Source organism: Stenotrophomonas sp. Steno-Z4 (assembly GCF_056393145.1).
The window spans coordinates 1-21,816 of sequence record NZ_JBWJPC010000010.1; the positions used below are offsets into that span (position 1 = coordinate 1).

Annotated in this window: 16 protein-coding genes; 8 read left to right on the forward strand and 8 right to left on the reverse strand. The window is 67.2% G+C overall.

Annotated features, from left to right (window positions below; translation table 11 throughout):
- Positions 1-205: hypothetical protein (locus tag AC06E7_RS18145; RefSeq protein WP_478065529.1), on the forward strand; the 205-nt coding region annotated here is incomplete at its 5' end.
- Positions 206-502: 297 nt separating this feature from the next.
- On the opposite strand, the gene AC06E7_RS18150 is transcribed toward AC06E7_RS18145, so the two are convergent.
- The gene (locus AC06E7_RS18150; protein ID WP_068852975.1) at positions 503-1,918 is read right to left on the reverse strand and encodes a class II fumarate hydratase; all 1,416 of its coding nucleotides are present in this window, start codon (positions 1,916-1,918) and stop codon (positions 503-505) included.
- Between the two features lie 274 nt (positions 1,919-2,192).
- Between AC06E7_RS18150 and AC06E7_RS18155 the strand changes: the two genes are divergently transcribed.
- From AC06E7_RS18155 to lpdA, 7 genes are all read left to right on the forward strand, one after another.
- Positions 2,193-3,527, forward strand: coding sequence for a hemolysin family protein (locus tag AC06E7_RS18155; protein ID WP_478065570.1), 1,335 nt, complete (start codon positions 2,193-2,195; stop codon positions 3,525-3,527).
- Between the two features lie 35 nt (positions 3,528-3,562).
- Positions 3,563-4,930 carry an adenylosuccinate lyase gene (gene purB, locus AC06E7_RS18160; protein WP_068852978.1) on the forward strand — a complete coding sequence of 456 codons (1,368 nt, stop codon included), beginning with the start codon at positions 3,563-3,565 and terminating at the stop codon, positions 4,928-4,930.
- A gap of 222 nt (positions 4,931-5,152) precedes the next feature.
- Positions 5,153-6,586, forward strand: a complete 1,434-nt coding sequence (locus AC06E7_RS18165) for a ribosomal protein uL16 3-hydroxylase (protein ID WP_478065531.1) — start codon at positions 5,153-5,155, stop codon at positions 6,584-6,586.
- Between the two features lies 1 nt (position 6,587).
- Positions 6,588-7,112, forward strand: coding sequence for a DUF7931 domain-containing protein (locus AC06E7_RS18170; RefSeq protein WP_245356559.1), 525 nt, complete (start codon positions 6,588-6,590; stop codon positions 7,110-7,112).
- Between the two features lie 184 nt (positions 7,113-7,296).
- The gene (locus AC06E7_RS18175) at positions 7,297-10,128 is read left to right on the forward strand and encodes a 2-oxoglutarate dehydrogenase E1 component (protein ID WP_478065533.1); all 2,832 of its coding nucleotides are present in this window, start codon (positions 7,297-7,299) and stop codon (positions 10,126-10,128) included.
- A gap of 42 nt (positions 10,129-10,170) precedes the next feature.
- Positions 10,171-11,376 carry a dihydrolipoyllysine-residue succinyltransferase gene (sucB, locus tag AC06E7_RS18180; protein WP_320457255.1) on the forward strand — a complete coding sequence of 402 codons (1,206 nt, stop codon included), beginning with the start codon at positions 10,171-10,173 and terminating at the stop codon, positions 11,374-11,376.
- A gap of 60 nt (positions 11,377-11,436) precedes the next feature.
- Positions 11,437-12,873, forward strand: a complete 1,437-nt coding sequence (gene lpdA, locus AC06E7_RS18185) for a dihydrolipoyl dehydrogenase (RefSeq protein WP_478065535.1) — start codon at positions 11,437-11,439, stop codon at positions 12,871-12,873.
- A gap of 259 nt (positions 12,874-13,132) precedes the next feature.
- Here the strand turns inward: lpdA and AC06E7_RS18190 are convergent, their stop codons facing one another.
- The 7 genes from AC06E7_RS18190 to AC06E7_RS18220 form a co-directional block, all read right to left on the reverse strand.
- Positions 13,133-13,351, reverse strand: a complete 219-nt coding sequence (locus AC06E7_RS18190; RefSeq protein ID WP_068854698.1) for a hypothetical protein — start codon at positions 13,349-13,351, stop codon at positions 13,133-13,135.
- Positions 13,352-13,566: 215 nt separating this feature from the next.
- Positions 13,567-14,991: a replicative DNA helicase gene (locus AC06E7_RS18195; protein WP_068852994.1), complete on the reverse strand. Its 1,425-nt coding sequence runs from the start codon at positions 14,989-14,991 to the stop codon at positions 13,567-13,569.
- Positions 14,992-15,233: 242 nt separating this feature from the next.
- Entirely contained in the window at positions 15,234-15,794 is a 561-nt protein-coding gene (locus tag AC06E7_RS18200) for an NADPH-dependent FMN reductase (protein ID WP_093532523.1), read from the reverse strand.
- 147 nt (positions 15,795-15,941) lie between these two features.
- Positions 15,942-17,885 carry an asparagine synthase (glutamine-hydrolyzing) gene (gene asnB / locus AC06E7_RS18205; RefSeq protein WP_478065537.1) on the reverse strand — a complete coding sequence of 648 codons (1,944 nt, stop codon included), beginning with the start codon at positions 17,883-17,885 and terminating at the stop codon, positions 15,942-15,944.
- 3 nt (positions 17,886-17,888) lie between these two features.
- Positions 17,889-20,168, reverse strand: a complete 2,280-nt coding sequence (locus tag AC06E7_RS18210; RefSeq protein WP_478065538.1) for a thiamine pyrophosphate-dependent enzyme — start codon at positions 20,166-20,168, stop codon at positions 17,889-17,891.
- A gap of 67 nt (positions 20,169-20,235) precedes the next feature.
- Complete coding sequence (locus AC06E7_RS18215) at positions 20,236-20,796, reverse strand: GNAT family N-acetyltransferase (protein ID WP_478065539.1); 561 nt, start codon at positions 20,794-20,796, stop codon at positions 20,236-20,238.
- 94 nt (positions 20,797-20,890) lie between these two features.
- Positions 20,891-21,715, reverse strand: coding sequence for a glycine zipper 2TM domain-containing protein (locus AC06E7_RS18220; protein ID WP_095362765.1), 825 nt, complete (start codon positions 21,713-21,715; stop codon positions 20,891-20,893).
- Between the last annotated feature and the right edge of the window lie 101 nt (positions 21,716-21,816).

Sequence of the window (21,816 nt, forward strand, 5' to 3'; positions counted from 1 at the left end):
CTTGCGAAACATCCATGTTTCGCAAAGCCCCCGTACCCCCGCACCCGCCGACCCTCAGACAGGTGGCTGGTGCGCAACGGAGATCAACGGCAACGGCAACGGCAACGCCGATTGTTTTCATGCGTCATCGAACGTGGTGGCGTTCCGTGCGGTCGTTTGGGAACCGACCCTACCCCGCCCCCGCGAAATCAGCGCGACCGCGTAGAGCCACGCCATGCGTGGCTGCTTCTCCCATCCGCCGGCGACCACCTGTCTGGGGCGGCCGGCGGGCAGCCCCCGTAGGGACTGTCAAAAACATGGATGTTTTTGCCAAGCCCCCATGGGTGAAGGCGCACTGCTTGCGAGGCACTGCCTCGCGTGCGACTGAACGCACAGCCGCTGGCGGCTGGGCCGGGGCCCGGAGGGCGGTTTACGGCGTGTCCCGTAGGGGGCTGCCCGACGGCCGCCCCGCTCTCAGAGATGGAAACGCTGCTGTTGGCTGTTTGCTGTTGGCTGTTAGCGCTTAACCACCGCCACCACCACCACCGGCATGAATGCCGCCAGCCGTCAGCGCCGCCGGATCCAGCAACCGCCGCAGTTCGGCTTCGGACAAACCACTGTCTTCCTTGGCCACGTCCAAGACCGGGCGCTGCTCCTTGTAGGCACGCTTGGCGATGGCGGCTGCTTTTTCGTACCCGATGATCGGGTTCAGCGCCGTCACCAGGATCGGGTTGCGGCCCAGCGCCTCGCGTACGCGGTCTTCGCGCACTTTCAGCCCGGCGATGGCCGTGTCGGCCAGCAGCCGCGAGATGTTGGAGAGCAGGCCGATGCCATCCAGCAGGTTCGCCGCGATCAGCGGCAGCGTCACGTTCAACTGGAAGTTGCCCGTCTGCCCCGCCACCGTGATCGCCGTGTGGTGCCCGATCACCTGCGCGCACACCATCACCGTCGCCTCCGGAATCACCGGATTGACCTTGCCCGGCATGATCGAGCTGCCCGGCTGCAGCGCCGGCAGCTCGATCTCGCCCAGGCCCGCCAGCGGACCGGCATTCATCCAGCGCAGGTCGTTGGCGATCTTGATCAGCGCCACCGCCAGCGCATTGAGCTGGCCCGACAGCTCCACCGCATCGTCCTGCGCCGCCAGGCCCTCGAACTTGTTTTCCGCGCTGTCAAAGCGCACCCCGGTCTGTTGCTTCAGGCGCTTGGCCACCCGCTCGCCGAAGCGCGGGTCCGCATTGATGCCCGTGCCGATCGCCGTGCCACCCAGCGGCAGCCGGCGCAGCCGCTTCAGGCTGTCTTCCAGGCGCTCCTGCGCCGACGACAGCTGCGCCGACCAGGCACCGAATTCCTGTTCAAACGTCAGCGGCATCGCATCCATCAGGTGCGTGCGACCGGTCTTGACCACCTTGCGCAGCGCGCGGCCCCGCTTGTCGATGGTCTTGCGCAGGTGCACCAGCGCCGGCAGCAGCTGCTCCTGTACGCCCAGCAGCGCCGATACCCGCAACGCCGTCGGGATCACATCGTTCGAGCTCTGGCCCTGGTTGACGTGGTCGTTCGGATGCACCGTGGTCTTGCCCGCCTTGCCCGCGCGGTTGGCCAGCGTGGCAATGACCTCGTTGGCATTCATGTTCGACGAGGTGCCCGACCCGGTCTGGTAGATGTCGATCGGGAAGTGCGCATCGTGGCGGCCCTCGGCCACTTCGTCGGCCGCGCTTTCAATGGCCTTGCCGATGTTCTTCGGCAGGTGGCCCAGCTCGGCGTTGACCGCCGCTGCGGCGCCCTTCACCAGGCCCAGCGCGCGGATGAAACCGCGCGGCATGCGTTGGCCCGAGACCGGGAAGTTGTCCACCGCGCGCTGCGTCTGCGCGCCCCACAGCGCATCTGCAGGCACCTGCAGTTCGCCCATGCTGTCGTGCTCGGTCCTGAAACCCTTGCTCATTGCATCACTCCGCGATTCTTTCAGTTGGGAAAGGGAACGGCGGCTGGCAACGGGCCTTCATTCCCTGGCTGGCGGCTGCGGTCACGATACTCCCAAGCGGGAATGAATCCCAACCGCAGTCCGCATCGGCTAGACTCGGAATTCGTGTTCATTCAGACAGTATCCCGCTTCCCATGGGCGACGACCCCCACTGTAGTGCGTGCCACGACCAACGGTCGTGGCCTACCTGTTTCTTCCCCGCCGTCACCTGCTGCGCGCTGCGCCGGGGTCGGCCATGATCGTCGGCAACCTGCTGCTCCTGTTGCTCGCCCTGTTCCTCGTAGTGCTCAACGGCTTCTTCGTGGCCGCCGAGTTCGCCCTGGTCAAACTGCGCCACACCCAGGCCGTCGGCCTGGCTGCCAGGCACGGCTGGCGCGGCCGCCTGCTGCTCAACGTGCATTCGCACCTGGATGCCTACCTCTCGGCCTGCCAGCTCGGCATCACCCTGTCCTCGCTGGGCCTGGGCTGGGTCGGTGAGCCCGCGTTCGCGCACCTGCTGCAGCCGCTGTTCGATGCGCTCGGCATGGGGCCGGAAGGCGCACGCCTGACCGCCTTCATCATCGCCTTCAGCCTGATCTCGTTCCTGCACATCGTGCTGGGCGAACTGGCGCCGAAGTCCATGGCCATCCGCCGTCCCGAAGCCATGTCGCTGTGGACCGCCGCGCCGCTGTACCTGTTCTACTGGGCCATGTTCCCGGCCATCTGGCTGCTCAACCACAGCGCCAACGCGCTGCTGCGGCTGGCCGGCTGGGGCGATGTCGAGCACACCTCGCACCGCTACTCCCGCGAAGAGCTCAAGCTCATCGTCGCCCGCCAGCAGCCCGGCGCCGGCGCACCGGACCAGGACCTGACCCTGATGAGCCACGCGCTGGAGCTGCCCGAACTGGTGGCCGGCGACCTGATGCGCCCGCGCGAACACATGCGCGTGTTCCGCCAGGGCATGGACCTGGCCGGGGTGATGGCCGAATTCGCCGAAAGCCGCTACAGCCGCTACCCGTGGTTCGACAGCGATGGCGAGGAAGTGCTGGGCATCCTGCACATGAAGGACCTGCTGGTGGAGATCGCCCGCGGCCAGCCCACCGACGACCTGCGCGCCCTGCTGCGCCCGGCCAACCTGATCGCGTTGGAAACCCCGGTCACCGCCGTGCTTGAGCGCTTCCGCACCGGCACCACGCACATGGCCCTGTGCGTGGAGGAACACGGACGCATCCTGGGCTACTTCACCTTGGAAGACCTGCTGGAAGTGGTGGTCGGCGATATCGAGGACGAGCACCCGCACGTGGTCAAGGATGCCCCCACCCGCGGCGCCGACGGCACCCTGCTGGTGGCCGGCTCCACCTCCATCTTCCGCCTGGAACGCCTGCTGGGCCGCGACCTGGCCGCGCCCGAACACCTCAATTCGGTCGGCGGGCTGATCGCGCACCAGCTGCAGCGCCTGCCCCAAGAAGGCGAGGAAGTGCGCATCGACGGCCAGCTGTTCACCGTCAAGCGCATGGCCGGCCACAGGATCCAGGCCGTCACCGTACGGCTGGCGCCCGAAGAGGCCGACGAGGACCCCGGGGCAGCGTAGAATGACGGCCCCCGCCGTCATTGCCTGCGCCCGCCATGTCCGAATTCGCCCTGCTCGCCCTGTCCCCGCTTGATGGCCGCTATGCCGGCAAGGTCGACGCCCTGCGCCCGATCTTCTCCGAATACGGCCTGATCAAGGCCCGCGTGAAGGTCGAAGTGGAGTGGCTGCTGGCCCTGGCCAACGAACCGGGCATCGCCGAGCTGGCACCGTTCCCGGCCGCCGCCGCCGCGCGCCTGCGCGCCCTGGCCGACGGGTTCGCCCCGGCCCACGCCGCACGGGTGAAGGAAATCGAGCGCACCACCAACCACGACGTCAAGGCCGTGGAGTACTTCATCAAGGAACAGCTCAAGGATGACGCCGAGCTGGCCCCGGCCCTGGAGTTCGTGCATTTCGCCTGCACCAGCGAAGACATCAACAACCTCAGCTACGGCCTGATGCTGGAAGAAGCCCGCCGCACCGTGCTGCTGCCGTCGCTGGACGACATCGCCGCCCGCCTGCGCGCCCTGGCCCATGCCCAGGCCGAACAGCCGATGCTGTCGCGCACCCACGGCCAGACCGCCTCGCCCACCACCCTGGGCAAGGAAGTGGCCAACGTGGTCGCCCGCCTGGAGCGCCAGCGCCGCCAGATCGCCGCGGTCGAGCTGACCGGCAAGATCAATGGCGCGGTGGGCAACTACAACGCCCACGCCATCGCCTACCCGGACGTGGACTGGCCGGCCTTCGCCAAGCGCTTCGTCGAAAGCCTGGGCCTGGTGTTCAACCCCTACACCACCCAGATCGAGCCGCACGACAACATCGCGGAGATCGGCGACGCCGCCCGCCGCGCCAACATCATCCTGATCGACCTGGCCCGCGACATCTGGGGGTACATCTCGCTGGGCTACTTCAAGCAGAAGCTCAAGGAAGGCGAAGTCGGCTCGTCGACCATGCCGCACAAGGTCAACCCGATCGACTTCGAAAACGCCGAAGGCAACTTCGGCATCGCCAACGCCCTGTTCGAGCATTTCAGCGCCAAGCTGCCGATCAGCCGCTGGCAGCGCGACCTCACCGATTCCACCGTGCTGCGCGCGGTGGGCACCGCCTTCGGCCACAGCCAGGTCGCCCTGGACTCGCTGGCCAAGGGCCTGGGCAAGTTGACCGTGAACCCCGAACGCCTCAACGCCGACCTGGATGCCGCGTGGGAAGTGCTGGCCGAAGCCGTGCAGACGGTGATGCGCCGCCATGGCCTGCCCAACCCCTACGAACAGCTCAAGGCCCTGACCCGTGGCCAGGGCATCACCGCCGAATCAATGAAGGCGTTCGTGGAATCGCTGGACCTGCCGGAAGACGCCAAGCAGGGCCTGCGCGAGCTGACCCCGGGTGGGTATATCGGCCTGGCCGCCGATCTGGCCAAGGCGATCTGATCGCGTTGATCAGGTAGTGACCCCGGACGGGGCGCCGGAATTTCCGGTGCCCCGTTTTCATTTGGCGCCGCGTGGGCCGACCAACGGTCGGCGCTACCGGGACACGCGCGACAGTGCGGCGCAGGTGCAGATCCTGTTCAACCAGCGGACAATGGCGGGACGAGCGCGCGCTTCGTCTGCTGCGCCAATCGCATTCCGTCTACACGCTTCAAGGATTCCCCCATGGCCGTCCGCAAGACCAAAACCCCCGTCATCGAAGTCCAGGCCCGCCCCGGCCTGCCGCTGGGCATGCCCGCCGCGACGTTCCTGCGCGACTACTGGCAGAAGCGCCCGCTGCTGATCCGCGGCGCCTTCCCCGATTTTGAAACCCCGCTCCAGCCCGAAGACCTGGCGGGCCTGGCCTGCGAGGAGACCGCCCTCGCCCGCCTGATCAGCCACGACCGCGCCACCGACGGCTGGTCCGTGCGCACCGGCCCGTTCCAGGAAGAAGAATTCCCCGGCATGCCCGACCACGACTGGACCCTGCTGGTCCAGGACGTGGACAAATGGGACCCGGATGTCCGCGCCCTGATCAGCCACTTCGACTTCCTGCCGCGCTGGCGCATGGACGATGTGATGATCAGCTTCGCCGCCACCGGCGGCTCGGTCGGCGCCCACGTCGACCAGTACGACGTGTTCCTGCTGCAGGCCCATGGCCACCGCCGCTGGCAGATCGACGCCAGCGAATCCACCAAGGGCAAGCGCCCCCCGCTGGAGTTCCGCACCGACGTCGAACTCAAGCTGCTGCGCCGCTTCAAGCCCACCCACGACTGGGTGCTCGAGCCCGGCGACATGCTGTACCTGCCGCCCAACGTCCCCCACAACGGCGTGGCCGAAGACCCCTGCCTGACCTTCTCCTTCGGCATGCGCGCGCCCGCCTCCGCCGAGCTCATCAGCGACTACCTGGACACCCTGATCATGGATGCCGACGAGGCCATCCGTTACCAGGACCCGGACCTGAAGGTGCCCGAAGACCCCAACGAAATCGACGCCGTGGCCATGGGCCGCGTGGTCCAGGCCCTCAACGCCATCCGCATGAACGACCCCGACCGCCTCGGCGACTGGTTCGGCCGCTTCATCACCACCTACCGCGCCGCCGGTGACGTGGTCGCCTCCGGCGAACCGCTGCCGCGCGAAGACATCGAGGCCGCCTTGGCCGCAGGCATCGAGCTCGGCCGCCACCCGTGGGCCCGCCTGGCCTGGCGCCGGGCCAAGCGGGGTGCCAGCCTGTACTGCAGCGGCCTTGAATTCGCCCTGCCGGTGAAGGATGCCCAAGCCCTGGCCGCCGCCGAACAGATCGGTGGTGCCCTGTACCAGAAGCTCTCGGCCAAGGGCCGCGACGCCCTGCACGCGCTGGTGGCCGGTGGCTACTACCAGCTGCTCGACGGCGACGCGTTCGACGACGAAGACGAGTACGAAGAGGACGCGGTGGGCGAATACGAAATCATCGACGCCACCGAAACCGTCGAGGTCCTCGAGGATGAAGACGTCGAAGCCAACGTGCACGAAGTGACCATCCACGACGATGGCGTCGAAGTGATCGTCGATTTCGACGACACCGACGACAGCGACGACGACCAGGCCGTCGGCACCCCCGACGGCGGCGCCGGCTCCTGACATGAGCGGGCCCGGCAGCGCCGACCCGCACCTGCGCCGCCTGCCGGGCGGCGCGGTCGCCATCGACAACGCCGACGAGGCGGTGGCCATCACCACCGCCGTGGTCGAGCGCGCCCGCCGCCAGCTGTGGCTGCACAGCCGCGTGCTCGACCCCGGCCTGCTCGATGCACCGCCGGTGCTGGAGGCCCTGCGCCGCTTCGCCACCGCCCGCCACGACAAGCAGGTCCGGCTGATCGTCCACGACGCGGCCGCCATCGCCCAGGCCGGCTCACCCCTGCTGGGCCTGGTCCAGCGCCTGCCCACCGTGTTCCGGGTGCGCCAGGTGACCGACCCGATCGACCGCGCCCTCGCCTCCGCCTGCCTGCTCAACGATGCCGGCGACTACTACTTTCGTCTGAGTGGGCTCCGTTACGACGGTGAAGCCGGGCTCGCCATGCCCGCACGTTCGCGGCCGTTGCAGGACGGTTTGCAGCGCGTATGGGAACGTTCGCGCGATTGCAGCGAGCTGCGCGCGCTCGGCTTCTAGTCCCGTTCCGGGTCCTGAACCTGTCTGGGAATGACACCACGGCCCCGCCACAGGCCGTTCCGGTGCCCCTTCCTGTCTCGATGGGGGTACAATTTGGACCGTTAGATACCGCCCGTGCAGGGCTATTCATTTTCCCTGCCGGATCATCGAAGCCTTACCCCACAAGCGAATCCGACCCTCCATCGTGGACAATCTACTGAAGCAGTTTGCGCAGTCTTCGCAGCTCGCCGGCGGCAACGCCTCCTATATCGAGGATCTGTACGAGCAGTACCTCGTTTCTCCGGACAGTGTCGATCCCAAATGGAAGACCTACTTCGACGGCTTCAAGGGCCGCGAAGCCGGTGACATTCCGCATTCGGCCGTCATCGCCCATATCGCCGATGCCGCCAAAAACGCCGTCAAGGGCGGCGGCAACTCCGGTGCCAGCGACGAGCGCGAGCGCAATGTCGGTCGCCTGATCACGGCGTACCGGTCGCGCGGCCACCTGGACGCCCGCCTGGACCCGCTGGGCCTGGCCCAGGCCGTCAACTCGCCGGACCTTGGCCTGCCGTTCCACAGCCTGTCCGAGGGTGACCTCAACGCCGAGTTCAGCACCGGCGGCGTCGGTGGCCAACCGCGCATGAAGCTGCGCGACCTGCTGGAGCGCCTGAAGAAGACCTACACCGGCTCGATCGGTGCGGAATTCATGCACATCTCCGAGGTCGAGCAGCGCCAGTGGATCTACCAGCGCCTGGAACTGGCCGGTGGCAACTACAGCCTGGACGCTGACACCCAGCGCCGCACGCTGGAGCGCCTGACCGCTGCCGAAGGCCTGGAACGCTACCTGCACACCAAATACGTCGGCCAGAAGCGCTTCTCGCTGGAAGGCGGCGATTCGCTGATCCCGATGATGGACACCATCATCCGTGACGCCGGCAAGGATGGCGTCAAGGACGTGGTGATCGGCATGGCCCACCGCGGCCGCCTCAACGTGCTGGTCAACACCCTGGGCAAGAACCCGCGCAAGCTGTTCGACGAGTTCGAAGGCAAGTTCGAGCACGACGAGCACGCCTCGGCCGGCGACGTGAAGTACCACATGGGCTTCTCGGCCGACGTGGCCACCGACGGTGGCCCGGTCCACCTGGCGCTGGCGTTCAACCCGTCGCACCTGGAAATCGCCGACCCGGTCGTGGCCGGTTCCGTGCGTTCGCGCCAGGAGCGCCGCAAGGACACCGCCCGCAAGCAGGTCATGCCGATCCTGATCCACGGCGACGCGGCCTTCTCCGGCCAGGGCGTGGTGATGGAACTGTTCCAGATGTCGCAGGCCCGCGGCTTTGCCGTCGGTGGCACCGTGCACATCGTGGTGAACAACCAGGTTGGCTTCACCACGTCGAACCCGGAAGACACCCGCTCGACCCGTTACGCCACCGACGTGGCCAAGATGATCGCCGCCCCGGTGCTGCACGTGAACGGTGACGATCCGGAAGCGGTGGTGTTCGCCGCCAGGCTGGCCTTCGAGTTCCGCCAGAAGTTCGCCAAGGACGTGGTCATCGACCTGATGTGCTACCGCCGTTGGGGCCACAACGAGGCCGACGAACCGGCGATCACCCAGCCGCTGATGTACCAGGTGATCCGCAAGCACCAGACCACCCGCGAGCTCTACGCCGCGCAGCTGGAACAGGCGGGCGTGATCGCCGCCGGTGCCGGCAAGGCGATGGTCGATGCCTACCGCGAGAAGCTGGACGCCGGCGAAGTCACCACCGAACTGGCCAAGGTCGAAAAGACCCCGCCGAGCAGCGCGCTGTTCGTGGATTGGCCCAAGCTGCTGGAAGGCAAGCTGTCCGACCCGGTCTCCACCAAGGTGGACCCGGCGAAGCTGAAGCAACTGGCCGACCTGATCAACACCGTGCCGGCCGAAGTGGAACTGCACTCGCGCGTGGCCAAGGTGTACGACGACCGCCGCAAGATGGCCACCGGCGAGATCCCGGGCGACTGGGGCTTTGCCGAGAACCTGGCCTACGCCACCCTGCTCGACGAAGGCCATGCATTGCGCCTGGTCGGCCAGGACGTGGGCCGCGGTACGTTCACCCACCGCCACGCGATCCTGCACGACCAGAAGACCGACAACTACTACCTGCCGCTGCGGCAGCTGGTGGATTCGCCGGAGAAGGCCAGCATCATCGATTCGCTGCTAAGCGAAGAAGCGGTGATGGCCTACGAGTACGGGTTCTCGACCACCGATCCCAACACCCTGTGCATCTGGGAAGGCCAGTTCGGCGATTTCGCCAACGGCGCCCAGGTGGTGATCGACCAGTTCATCGCTGCCGGCGAAGCCAAGTGGGGCCGTATCACCGGCCTGACCCTGCTGCTGCCGCACGGTTATGAAGGGCAAGGCCCGGAACACAGCTCGGCGCGCCTGGAGCGCTTCCTGCAGCTGTGCGCGCTGGAAAACATGCTGGTGGTGGTGCCGTCGACGCCGGCGCAGGCGTTCCACATGCTGCGCCGCCAGATGCACCTGACCACCCGCAAGCCGCTGGTGGTGATGTCGCCCAAGTCGCTGCTGCGCCACAAGCTGGCCGTGTCGACCCTGGACGAGCTGGCCAACGGCGAGTTCCAGCACCTGATCGGCGATGCCAGCGCAGAAGCCAAGAAGGTCAAGCGCGTGGTGCTGTGTTCGGGCAAGGTCTACTACGACCTGCTGGAAGACCAGACCAAGCGTGGCCAGGACGACGTTGCCATCATCCGCGTGGAACAGCTGTACCCGTTCCCGCGCGCGCTGCTGGCGGCCGAACTGAAGAAGTACGGCAAGGCCACCGACGTGGTGTGGACGCAGGAAGAACCGCAGAACCAGGGCGCGTGGTACCAGATCCGCCACCACCTGCAGTTCTGCCTGGCCGATGGCCAGAGCCTGCACTACGCCGGTCGCGCCCGTTCGGCCTCCCCGGCTGCCGGTCACATGGCCGACCACATCATCGAACAGCAGAAGCTGGTCGCCGATGCCTTGGTCAACCCGTTCAACGACGCGGTCGCTGAATAACTTTCCCCTCATTCCAGAAAAGACAAACCAGGAAGCCCCCGCATGGCCACCGAAGTCAAAGCCCCGGTACTGCCCGAATCCGTCGCCGACGGCACCATCGCCACCTGGCACAAGAAGGTCGGCGACGCCGTCAAGCGTGACGAAAACCTGCTCGACCTGGAAACCGACAAGGTCGTGCTGGAAGTGCCGTCGCCGGTTGATGGCGTGCTGAAGGAAATCAAGTTCGAGGTGGGTGCCACCGTGACCTCCAGCCAGGTCGTGGCGGTCATCGAGGAAGGTGCCGCGGCGGCTGCCCCGGCTCCGGCTGCTGCTGAAGCCAAGCCGGCCGCTGCTGCGCCGGCCGCTGCCGCTGCTCCGGCCGCTGCTGCCGCGCCGGCCCCGGCGTCGAAGTCCGCTGCCGATGCCCTGCCCCCGGGCGCGCGCTTCAGCGCGATCACCGAAGGCGTCAACCCGGCCGATGTGGACGGCACCGGCCGTCGCGGTGCGGTGACCAAGGAAGACATCGTCAACTTCGCCCGCAACGGCGGCGCCGGCAAGGCCGGTGGCGCACGTCCGGAAGAACGCGTGCCGATGACCCGCATCCGCAAGCGCATCGCCGAACGCCTGATGGAGTCCAAGAACTCCACCGCCATGCTGACCACCTTCAACGAAGTCGACCTGTCCAAGGTGTCGGCCGCGCGCAAGGACCTGCAGGACGAATTCGTCAAGGCGCACGGCATCAAGCTGGGCTTCATGAGCTTCTTCGTGAAGGCCGCCGCCAACGCGCTGCAGCGCTTCCCGCTGGTCAACGCCTCGATCGACGGCGACGACATCATCTACCACGGCTACTCGGACATCTCCATCGCGGTCTCGACCGAGAAGGGCCTGGTCACGCCGGTGCTGCGCAACGTCGAGCGCATGTCGTTCGCCGACATCGAAAAGACCATTGCCGACTATGCCAAGAAGGCCCGTGACGGCAAGCTCAGCCTGGAAGAACTGCAGGGCGGCACCTTCACCGTGACCAACGGCGGCACCTTCGGTTCGCTGCTGTCCACCCCGATCATCAACCCGCCGCAGAGCGCCATCCTGGGCATGCACGCCATCAAGGAGCGTCCGATCGCCCAGAACGGCCAGGTCGTGATCGCGCCGATGATGTACCTGGCGATGTCGTACGACCACCGCATCATCGACGGCAAGGATTCGGTGCAGTTCCTGGTGGACATCAAGAACCAGCTGGAAAACCCGGGCCGCATGCTGTTCGGCCTGTAAGACCTCCCGCCCCTCCGCGCCTGCGCGGAGGGGTTCTGGTAAAGCATCAAGGAATTTTCAATGGCTGAACAATTCGACGTTGTCGTGATCGGTGCCGGTCCGGCCGGCTACCACGCCGCCATCCGCGCCGCGCAGCTGGGTCTGAAGACCGCCTGCATCGACGCTGCACTGGGCAAGGATGGCAAGCCGGCGCTGGGCGGTACCTGCCTGCGCGTGGGCTGCATCCCGTCCAAGGCGCTGCTGGACTCCTCGCGCCAGTTCTGGAACATGGGCCACATCTTTGGCGACCATGGCATCAGCTTCAAGGATGCCAAGATGGACGTCGAAGCGATGGTTGGCCGCAAGGACAAGATCGTCAAGCAGTTCACCGGCGGCATCGCCATGCTGTTCAAGGCCAACAAGGTCACCGCCTACTACGGTTTCGGTGAGCTGCAGCCGGGCAATGTGGTCAAGGTCACCCAGCACGACGGCGAAGTTATCGAGCTCAAGGGCACCAACGTGATCATCGCCGCCGGTTCGGATTCGATCGAACTGCCGTTCGCCAAGTTCGACGGCGAGACCATCGTCGACAACGTCGGCGGCCTGGATTTCACCGAAGTGCCGGCGCGCCTTGCCGTGATCGGCGCCGGTGTGATCGGCCTGGAACTGGGCAGCGTGTGGAAGCGCCTCGGCGCCGAAGTGACCATCCTGGAAGCGCTGCCGACCTTCCTGGCCGCGGCCGATGCCGAAGTGGGCAAGGTGGCCGCCAAGGAATTCAAGAAGCAGGGCCTGGACATCCGCCTGGGTGCCAAGGTTTCCAAGGCGGAAGTGACCGGCAAGGGCAAGAAGAAGGAAGTCGCCCTGACCTACACCGACGCCGAAGGCGAAAAGAGCCTGGTGGTGGACAAGCTGCTGGTGGCCGTCGGCCGCCGCGCCGCGACCAAGGGCCTGCTGGCCGAAGGTACCGGCGTGAAGGTCAACGAGCGTGGCCAGATCGAAGTGGACGACCATTGCCACACCGGCGTTGATGGCGTGTGGGCGGTCGGCGACTGCGTGCGCGGCCCGATGCTCGCGCACAAGGGCTTCGAGGAAGGCATCGCAGTGGCCGAGCTGATCGCGGGCCTGCCGGGCCACGTCAACATGGACACCATTCCGTGGGTCATCTACACCGAGCCGGAACTGGCCTGGGTAGGCAAGACCGAAGAGCAGCTGAAGGCCGAAGGCATTCCGTACAAGGCCGGCAGCTTTCCGTTCGCCGCCAACGGCCGTGCCGTGGCCATGATCGAGCCGGCTGGCTTCGTCAAGGTCCTGGCCCACGCCGAGACCGACCGCATCCTGGGCATGCACCTGGTCGGCGCGAACGTGTCCGAGCTGGTCCACGAAGGCGTGCTGACCATGGAGTTCAGTGGTTCGGCCGACGACCTGGCCCGCATCTGCCACGCCCACCCGTCCCTGTCGGAAGTCGTCCACGACGCCGCCATGGCCGTGAGCAAGCGCGCGATCCACAAGGCCAACTGACCGGCCCCGTGGTGATGCAACGAAAAACCCCGCCTCGGCGGGGTTTTTTGTGGGCGTACGCCGTCCACTCGACGCATTGCCTAAGGTAGAGCCGACTGTCAGTCGGCTGCCGTAGGCGCGATCCCGGAACATCGCGCTGCGCGCGATAGCCGACTGACAGTCGGCTCTACCGTGCTATGGCCGACTGACAGTCGGCTCTACCGTGCTATGGCCGACTGACAGTCGGCTCTACCGTGCTATGGCCGACTGACAGTCGGCTCTACCGTGCTGTCGCCATGCGGCCGCCACCCAGCAGGCGTGCGGGCAGCATGAGCAGTGCACCCAGGAATGCGAACAGCGCCGAGAAAGTGACGCCGACCAGCCGGAACGGCAGGCTCAGCAACCATACGAACGGCCAGGCCAGCAGGGCCAGGATCGCCAGCGGCCAGCACAGCACGAACAGCAGGCACCATACGCCGAGCGCGAACAGGGTCTTCATGACGGGTCTCCAGGGCGGCACCTTGCCGCGGCAGGACCACGTTGCCGCCCTGCCCGCCCGGGTTCAATCGGTTTGCGACGAAACCCCGGATCCGCCGACGAAACGCGTACCGACCAACGGTCGGTACCTACCGGGTCCGTCCGGCACACCCGGTCGGGCATGGGTCCGTCCGGCACCACCCCGGTAGCGCACGACCGTTGGTCGTGCGCCCGTCATCATTCGAACGACCCCACCGAATCGTGCGAGAGGTTGTCGAAGCGGGTGTATTCACCGAAGAACTTGAGCTTGCACGAGCCGGTCGGGCCGCCTCGGTGCTTGCCGATGATGATCTCGGCCAACCCCTTGTCCGGGGAATTCTCCTTGTTGTAGTAATCGTCGCGGTAGATGAACACGATCATGTCCGCGTCCTGCTCGATTGCGCCGGATTCGCGAAGGTCGGCCATCACCGGGCGTTTGTCGGTTCGGGTTTCCAGCGAGCGGTTGAGCTGCGACAGCGCGATCACCGGCACGTTCAGTTCCTTGGCCAGGCCCTTGAGCGAACGCGAGATTTCCGAGATTTCGGTGGCGCGGTTTTCGCTGTTGCCCGGCACGCTCATCAACTGCAGGTAGTCGATCACGATCAACCCCAGGTCATGCTCGCGCTTGAGGCGGCGGCACTTGGAGCGCAGGATCTCCGGCGACACGCCCGGCGTGTCGTCGATGAAGATCTTGGTTTCCTTCAGCATGCGGATGGCGCCGGTGACCCGGCTCCAGTCCTCGTCTTCCAGCTGGCCGGTACGCAGGCGCTGGGCGTTGATGCGGCCGTTGGATGAGATCAGGCGCATAGCCAGCTGCGACGCCGACATTTCCATCGAGAACACCGCCACGCCCTTCTTGGACTTGATGGCGGCGTACTCGGCGATGTTCAGCGCGAAGGTGGTCTTGCCCATGGCCGGTCGCGCGGCCAGGATGATCAGGTCGGTCGGCTGCAGGCCGGCGGTCATCGCGTCGAAGTCGGCGTAGCCGGTGGGCAGGCCGGTGATGTTGCCGCCGTTCTCGAAGCGGTTGCGCAGCTCTTCGAAGGCGTCCTTCAGCGCGCCGGGCATCGCCACGAAATCGGTGCGGCCACGCGCGCCCTGCTCGGCGATGGCGAACACGGATTTTTCCGCCGCCGACAGCAGTTCGCTGCTCTCGCGGCCTTCCGGCTGGAAACCATCGTTGACGATGTCGGTGCCGACCTGGATCAGCTGCCGCAGCACCGCCTTGTCGCGCACGATCTCGGCATAGGCCGAGATGTTGGCCGCCGACGGCGTGGTGCTGGCCAGTTCAATCAGGTAGGCGCCATCGCCGACCAGTTCCATCTTGCCCTGCGATTCGAACCACTCGCCCAGGGTCACCGCATCGAACGGGCGGTCGCGCTCGGACAGCTCGCGGATCGCCCGGTAGATGGTCTGGTGGTCGCGCCGGTAGAAGTCGGTTTCGGTCAGCTGGTCGTTGATCCGGTCGTAGCTTTCCGGGGCCAGCATCAAGCCGCCCAGCACCGCCTGTTCGGCCTCGATCGAATGCGGAGGCACGCGCAGCGCGTCGATGCGCATCTCGTCGCGATCAAAGCGGTCACCGCGGTCTTTGCGGTCGGAACGGAAGCCGGAGCGGGCGGACATGAGGGGGTGTTCTTCCTGCAGAGTGGAGCGAGGGACATGGTAGGCACGGAGCGGCCGCCACAGCCATGCACAACCCTGTGGATAAGCGGTGGATAGCCGTGCGTACCGGGCGCAGACGGCACGACCAATGGTCGTGCCCTACCGGTTGCAGGTCGGCGTGACCGGCCGGATGCCAACCCTGTCGGGTAGCGCACGACCGTGGGTCGTGCGCCTTGCCGCGCATTATCGCAGAACCACCGGGTTCAATGCTGACCGCCGTGGGTGGCGATCCAGGCCAGGAACTTGTCCACGAAGCCCTGCAGGAAGTCGCGGGTGCCCTCGTTGCTGATGGTTCCCTGCCCGTCGATCAGCCCTTCCTTGAAATGAATGAACGCCTCGGGCTGGCCCAGCACCGGCATGTCCAGGTAGGCCAGGATGTTGCGCAGGTGCTGCTGGGCCAGCGCGGTGCCGATGGCGCCGATGGAGGCGCCGATGACAGCCGCCGGCTTGCCGGCGAAGGCGCTGTGGCCGTACGGCCGCGAGCCGATGTCGATGGCGTTCTTGAGCACGCCCGGCACCGAGCGGTTGTATTCGGGGGTAACGAACAGCACCGCATCGGCCTTCTTGATCTGCTCCTTCAGGCGCAGGCCTTCGGCCGGGTAATCCTTGTCGAAGTCCTGGTTGTAGAGCGGCAGGTCGCCGATCTGCACGTACTCGAAACTGGCCTTGCCGGCGGCCAGCTTCTCCAGCGCATGGGCCAGGGCCTGGTTGTGCGAGCCGGTGCGCAGGCTGCCGACCAGCACGGCGATGGTGGGGGTTGCCATGAAGGAGCTCCGTTCGGGGGGGAACGACCAGCGTAGGCATGACAGGTGTTGCGCACGGTGAAGGCGTCCGTGGGACACGCATGGCGTGTCGCTACGCTGCCATCCCCGGGCGTAGGGACACGCCATGCGTGTCCGGCGCGGTGCCGGTCACGCTCGCGGAACCGCCGCCCTCGCCTCTTTCCAATGCGCCTGCCAGGCCTGGAACATCAGCACGTTCCACAGATGGGTATGCCACTTGCGCTCGCCCTGCTGGAACTGCTTCCACAAGGGAACAATGGCATCCACATGGAACACGCCTTCGGCCGCCAACCGCGCCGGATCCAGCAGTTCATCGGCCCAGCCGCGCAGGTCGCCCTTCAGCCATGCGCTGACCGGCGCACCAAAACCGCGCTTGGGCCGGTGCACCATGTCCTGCGGCACGTAACGGCCCAGCACCCGCTTCAGCATGTACTTGCTCACCCCATCGCGCTGCTTCATCGACAGCGGCAGCGACCAGGCGAACTCGGCCACGCGCCAGTCCAGCAGCGGCGCCCGCGCCTCCAGGCTGACCGCCATGCTGGTGCGGTCCACCTTGCACAGCAGGTCGTCGGGCAGATACGTACTGAAATCGGCCAGCATCATCGCGTCGGCCGGCGAGCCGGCGCCGTGCAGCGGGTCGGCCAGGTCATAGAAGCTGCCCGCGCCGCGCGCGCCGATCACCGCGGACACCGGGTCACGCCAGCGCGAAATGCGGTTGCGGTACACATCGCCGATGCCGCGCGCACCGGTTTCGGCCAGCAGCGCAGCCAGGCCGCCGGTGCGCGAGGCTTCGCCCTGGGTCTGCGAATGGGCGGCCATCCAGCGTCGCAGCGGCGCCGGCAGCCGGCCCAGCAGCGTCCAGTTGCGCAGCGCGCGCTGGTAGCGGCTGTAGCCGAAGAACAGCTCATCGCCGCCGTCGCCGGACAGCGCCACGGTCACCGCGCTGCGCGCCAGCCGTGCCACCAGCGCGGTCGGCACCTGCGAGGCATCGGCGAACGGCTCGTCGAACATCGCCGGCAGCGTCGGCACCACCGCCAGCGCATCGGCGCCGCTGACATACAGCTCGGTGTGGTCGGTGCCCAGGTGGGTGGCCAGGGCCTTGGCCAGCGGCGCCTCATCGTGGTCCGAGCCCTGGAACCCGATGCTGAAACTGTGGATCGGCGTGGACGACTGCGACTGCATCAGTGCCGCCACCACCGACGAATCGGTACCGCCAGAGAGGAACACGCCCACTGGCACGTCGGCCACCATGCGCAGCCCGACCGCATCGCGCAGCAGGGCATCGAGCTGGTTCTCGGCATCCTCGTCGCTGCCCACGAACGGCGAGGCCAGCGCCTGCTGCATGCGCTCCCGCGCATTCCAGAACGGCAGCTGCTGCTGGTCGGGGCGGTGCGCGGCCGCACCGGCGGCCACCGCGGCGGCATCCAGGCGCAGCACCCGGCCCGGCATCAGCTTGAAGCAGCGTTCGTGAATGCAGTGCGGGGCGGGAATGTAGTCCAACCGCATCAGCAGGGTCAGCGCGTCGCGGTCGATATCGTTGTCGAACGCGGGGTGCTGCCACAGCGCCTTCAGTTCCGAGCCGAACACCAACGTGTCGCCGGCCCAGCCGTAGTACAGCGGCTTCTTGCCGACCCGGTCGCGGGCCAGCCACAGGCACTGCTCGGCGCGGTCCCACAGGGCGATGGCGAACATGCCGTTGGCACGCTGCAGGGTCTCGTCCAGACCCCAGGCCACGAACGCGGCCAGCAGCACTTCGGTGTCGGAATGCCCACGGAAGGCGTGGCCGCGCTCCTCCAGCTCCAGCCGCAGCGCGGCGAAGTTGTAGACCTCGCCGTTGTAGGCCAGCACATAGCGGCCATCGTCGGACGCCATCGGCTGGTGGCCCAGCGGCGACAGGTCCAGGATGCTCAGCCGGCGGTGCGCCAGCGCGATGCCACTGGCCGCGTCGGCCCACACCCCGCTGTCATCGGGACCACGGTGCACCAGCGCATCGCCCATGCGGCGCGCCTGCTGTTCCAACGCGGCCTGCTCCCGTACCGGGGCGGCCAGCAACATTCCTGCCAGTCCACACATGCGTCAATGGTCCTGCGCCAACACCCGCGCGGCGCTTGTTACCGCATTGTCGCTTGGAAGCACGCACATTGCTGCCCCCGCGAGCGGTGTGTAGGTATCGGCCCCGCACACCCGCTGCAGCGGCAGGTGGCCGAAGCCGGCCTCGACCAGCGCGGTGATCACGCCCTCGCCCACCCCCGCGCTGTGCCGGCCCTCGTCCACCACCAGCACCCGCTGGGCATCGGCAGCCTGCCCGGCAATGAAGCCGGCGTTGAGCGGCACCAGCCAGCGCAGGTCGACCACCCGCACCTGCCAGCCCAGTTCGGCTTCAATGGTGCGCGCCGCACGCAGGCTCATCGGCACCCCGTTGCCGTAGGTGAAAATCACCAGGTCGTTGGCCTCGGCTGCGTATACCCGCCCCTCGCCCAGCACCAGCGCCTGGTCCGGCGCGGGGTATGGGAACAGCCACTGGCCATCACCGGGTGCGTGCAGATCCTTGGTCATGTACAGCGCGATGGGCTCCAGGAACACCGCCACCCGCCCATCGACCTGGGCCAGCGCCGCCAGCGTGCGCAGCATCATTGCCGCGTCATCACCGCGCGAGGCGCAGCCCACCACCAGCCCGGGGATGTCGCGCAGCGCGGCGATCGAGTTGTCGTTGTGGAAGTGGCCGCCGAAGCCCTTCTGGTAGCCCAGCCCGGCAATGCGCACCAGCATCGGGTTGCGGTACTGGTCGTTGGAAAAGAACTGCAGCGAACAGGCCTCGCCGCGCAGCTGGTCGGCGGCGTTGTGCAGGTAGGCCAGGTACTGGATTTCCGGGATCGGCAGCATGCCAAGGTTGGCCAGGCCCTGGGCCATGCCCAGGATCATGGTTTCATCCAGCAGCGTGTTGAACACCCGGCGCGGGCCAAAGGCTTTCAGCAGCCCCTTGCTGACCGTGTACACCCCGCCCTTCTGTGCGACGTCCTCGCCGAACAGCAGTGACGAGGGGTACTTGCACAGCAGGTCGTGCAGGGCCTGGTTGATCTGGATCGCCAGGTGCCGCGGTGGCTGCCGTTCCGGCAACTGCGCCGCGCCGCCGAACACCGCCTCGCGCGCCTCCGCCGCCGGCACCCGGCGGGCTTCGGCGTGCACGGCAGCGGGGGTGTAAGGCGCCAGCGGCGCCATGATCTCGGCCAGCTCGCCCAGTTTGGGCCGCTGGTCGGCCGCGTCGGCGGCAGCGAAGCAGCGCGCGCGCATCGCCTCGTAACGCGCCAGCACCTGGGCGGGCGTCATCCAACCGGACTCCAACGCGATCTGCGCCGAGCGCAGCAGGGGATCGGCCGCCTCTGCCGCGCACAGCTCCGGCAGCGGCCGCCATTCGATCTCGAAATCCGTCCCCGCGTGGCCCATCAACCGCGTGGTGCGCAGGTGCAGGAACGTCGGGCGCCGGGTGCGGCGGCAATGCTCCAGCGCGCGTTTCACCTGCGCGTGGCCGCTGGCCAGGTCCAGGCCATCGGCGAAGAAGTAGTCCAGGCCGGGCCGGTGACTGAAGCTGTCGGCAATCCACCCGTCCGGCGTTTTCACCGAAATGCCGATGCCGTTGTCCTCGCACACGAACAGCACCGGTGCCGGCAGGCGCTGGTAAGCGGCCCAGGCGGCGGTGTTGAACGCGGTCTGCGCGGTGGCGTGGTTGGCCGAGGCATCGCCGAACGAGCAGATCACCACGCTGTCGTCCGGAATCGGCAGGCCATGGCCGATGCGGCGCGCGGTTTCAATGGCCAGCGCAGTGCCCAACGCCTTGGGCAGGTGCGAGGCGATGGTGGAGGTCTGCGGCAGCACCCACAGCGGTTTGCTGCCCCAGACCTTGTGGCGCCCGCCGCTGGCCGGATCGTCGCGGCTGGCAGCGAAGGACAGCGCCGCGTCCATCACCGGGTCCATGCCCGGCAGCTGGCGGAAGCGCTCGGCCATGAACGCGCCAGAGCGGTAATGCAGGAACGCCGGATCGGTGTGCCGGGCCAGCCGCGCCACCAGCGCATTGCCCTCGTGGCCGGACGAACCGATCGTGTAAAAGACCTTGTTCTGCACGCGCAGCACGCGCGCCATCAGGTCCAGGTGGCGGCTGACCAGCTGCGACTCGAACAGCGCATCGAAGCCCTGCGCATCCAGCGTGCTGCCCGGCAGGATCGGCGCATCGCTGGCGGGGCGTGGGGCGGCGGCGCCATCCCAGTGCTGCACGAATTCGATGAAGTTGGCGTCGCATATCTCGGCCCGGTTCAGGCCTTTCATGCGCGCGGGAATCGGATCGGGAACCACGGCAACCATGCACACCCTCCAGCTGGGCCGAACGGACGACCCCGCCGAGCATCGCCCAAAAAGGGGACGGAGGTGGTTAAGTGGACTTAACCTCCTCCGTCCCCGTTCGACGCCACTGGTGGCGCGACTGCCCCCAGATCTCGATCGGCTTGCCGTCGTGCGGCGGCGGCAGCTCGCCCATGCGCAGCAGCGTGCTGCCCAGCTTGCGCGCGACGGACTTGGAGTTCTCATTGGCCGCATCGATGGTGTGGATCACCTCGTCCCAGCCGAGCGTGTCGAACGCCCAGTCGATGGCGGCAATCGCCGCTTCCGGTGCGTAGCCCTTGCCCCAGCTGGCGTGGCGGATGCTCCAGCCGACTTCGGTCCCGGGCCAGTCCAGCGGTTGCCACGGCCCCATGCGCCCCACCCAGTCGCCGCTGCTTTTCTCGATCACCGAAAACATCGAGAAGCCATACAGGTGCCAACTGCCCGCCAGGCAGCTGAAACTGCGCCAGGCCTGGGACGGCGCCTGCACGCCGCCCAGATGCTGCATCACCTGCGGATCGGCGCAGAACTGCAGGAAGGCGTCGAAGTCCTCCGCGCGCGGCGGGCGCAGGATCAGCCGGTCGGTTTCCAGGCGCAGGTCGAAAATGCTCATGCGGTGCCCCGTTGGTAAGCCGGGTGCCATCTTCGCAGAACGAAAGAGGCCGGCAAGATGCCGGCCTCTTCGTATGTACTGCACAGCGCCCCGATTACTGGCGGGCGGTATCCAGCGCGGCGGTCTGGGTGACCAGCTGGCCGTCGACGACCGGCAGGCGGTCGCTGCTGGGCTTGTTGGCCATCTTGACGGTCTTTTCAACGCCGTCGTAGCGGTAGGTCACGTTGTAGCCGGTGACGTTGCTGGTAGTGCCCATGGCGATGCGGTTGCCCGGCTTGCTGGCCATGCGCATGGTGCCGGTGGTGCCGTCTTCATTGCGGTAGGTCACGTTGTAGCCGGTGACCTTGGTCGATTCGGAGGTGGCCGTCTCGGTGTGGCACTGGCGCTCGGTGCGGTTGACCACGCGGCCACCGACGTGGCGCTTGTCCACCTGGTTGCCGATCACGCCGCCAGCAACGGCGCCGGCGGCGGTGGCAGCCTTGCGGCCATTGCCGCCGCCCACCTGGTTGCCCAGCAGGCCGCCGATGACGGCACCGGCCACGGTGCCGCCGACATTGCCGTCGCGTTCGGGCAGGCGTTCCTGCACCACCACGTCGTTGCAGACCTCGTGCGGGGTCTGGGTGGTGGAGGTCTCACGCACCGGCTCGGTGCCGATCACGGTGGCGTAGGCCTTTTCTTTCTGGGTCAGCGGATCGACCTTGACCACGTCGGCGTATTCCAGCCGGCCGGCCTTGTCCACGGCGAGTTCGTCGGTGCGCGCACCATCGTCGGCCAGCGGCGTGGTGTCCAGGTTCGGGCGGGTCTGCGCGGCGGTAACCGGGTCGGTGGAGCTACCGCTTTTCATGAAGGCGGCGGTGGCGATGCCCCCGACCAGCAGGGCGCCTGCAGCGACCAGGACAGTAGTAGTTGTGCTTTTCATATCCGACTCCCTGCGGGCGATCCGCAACGTTCTTGATGCGGATTCCAGCATGCGAACCCTGAACGGTATCTCCACATGACGCTTACGACCCGCCTCCCCAT